Origin of the sequence: Promicromonospora kroppenstedtii DSM 19349 (assembly GCF_000515355.1) — a bacterium.
Taxonomy (GTDB): Bacteria; Actinomycetota; Actinomycetes; order Actinomycetales; family Cellulomonadaceae; genus Promicromonospora; species Promicromonospora kroppenstedtii.
The window spans coordinates 7,281-8,706 of record NZ_KI911759.1 but is presented as its reverse complement, the minus strand read 5'-3'; the positions used below and the strand labels follow the sequence as shown (position 1 = coordinate 8,706).

Here is a 1,426-nt window from a genome sequence, read left to right as displayed (position 1 = left end):
CGGGCCCGCAGGCCGCGTCCGACATCGAGGCGGCCGGCCTGCCCCTGGGCGAGGCGTTCCAGCTCCGCGACGACGTGCTCGGCGTCTTCGGCGACCCGGCCGTCACGGGCAAGCCCGCCGGCGACGACCTGCGCGAGGGCAAGCGGACCGTGGTCGTGGCCCGGACCCTCGCGCTGCTGCCCGACGCCCAGGGCCCCGAGGCGACGGTCCTGGTGTCCGCGCTGGGCAACCCGCACCTGACCGAGACGGAGGTGGCGCGGGTGCGTGAGGTCATCGTGGCTTCCGGCGCGCTGGACGCCGTCGAGCAGCTCATCACCGACCTCGCGGTACGCGGCCACGCGCTGCTCGACCTGGCGGACCTCGCCGAGCCGGGCCGCGGCCTGCTCACCGACCTGGCCCACGCGGCCGTCGACCGGGCGGCCTAGGCCCACCACGCAGCCCGGTCGCCGGCCCAGCCGGCGTCTGGTGCGGTCACCACGTCCAGAGGGTGACCTCTTCGCCCTTCTTCAGCTTCTCCCCCGCCGCGGGCTCGGTCTCCTGGACGCCCTCGCCGAACAGCTCGCCGAAGCCGCGCACCACCGACGTGTAGCCCGCCTCGTCGAGCAGTGCCTGGGCGTCCTCGACCGACAGACCGGCGACGTCGGGCACGGTGCCCTCCTCGCCCCGGCTGACCACGATCGTGACGGTGCTGCCCTGCTCGGCGCCCTTCCCGGCGTCCGGCTTGGTGCGGATGACCGCACCGGCCTCGACCTTCTTGTCGGACTTGTCCTCGCGCGCGACGTCGAATCCCTGCGCGGCCAGCGTGTCCGTGGCGTCGTCGGCCGACAGGCCCGTCACGTCGGGCACGGTGACCGGCGGCGCCCCGTCCGAGACGGTGAGCCGCACGGTCTCGTCCGTCGGGACGGAGCCGCCCTCGCGGACGGAGGCCCAGATCACCTGGTTGCGGACCACGTCAGCGGAGTACTCGCGCGAGACCTCGACGTCGACGAGGCCAACGCCGCGCAGCGCGGCGCGTGCTTCCTCCTCGGTCATGCCCACCAGCCCGCTCGGCACCTCGGCCAGCTCGGGCCCCAGCGAGACCACCATGCGCACGGGCTCGTCGCGCAGTGTGCGCCGGCCCTCGTCCGGAGCCACCGAGATCACCTCGCCCTCGGGCACGTCCGAGTCGTGCTGTTCCACGCTGGAGGGCGTCAGCCCGGCCTCGGTGAGCGCTTCCTCGGCCTGTGCCTCGGTGACGCCCACCACCCCGTTGGGGACCACCGCGTAGGCGCCCGGACCCTGCTCCGTGTACCACCAGGCGCCGAACAGGACCACGACCAGGGCCACGGCCAGCGCGATCTTGCCGCCGAACCGGGACCGCCCGGCGGGCTGCGCCTGTGGCTGCGGCGGCTGGGGCGGCTGCTGCTGGGCCGTCCAGCGCCCGGCG

The 1,426-nt window shown here is 75.0% G+C and carries 2 protein-coding genes; one reads left to right on the top strand and one right to left on the bottom strand.

The window, feature by feature from the left end:
- The coding region (locus PROKR_RS26725; protein ID WP_211240258.1) for a polyprenyl synthetase family protein at positions 1 to 425 on the top strand (425 nt) is incomplete at its 5' end.
- A gap of 46 nt (positions 426 to 471) precedes the next feature.
- On the opposite strand, the gene PROKR_RS26720 is transcribed toward PROKR_RS26725, so the two are convergent.
- Positions 472 to 1,426 (bottom strand): Stk1 family PASTA domain-containing Ser/Thr kinase (locus PROKR_RS26720; RefSeq protein WP_169736602.1); only part of this gene is annotated, 955 nt, incomplete at its 5' end.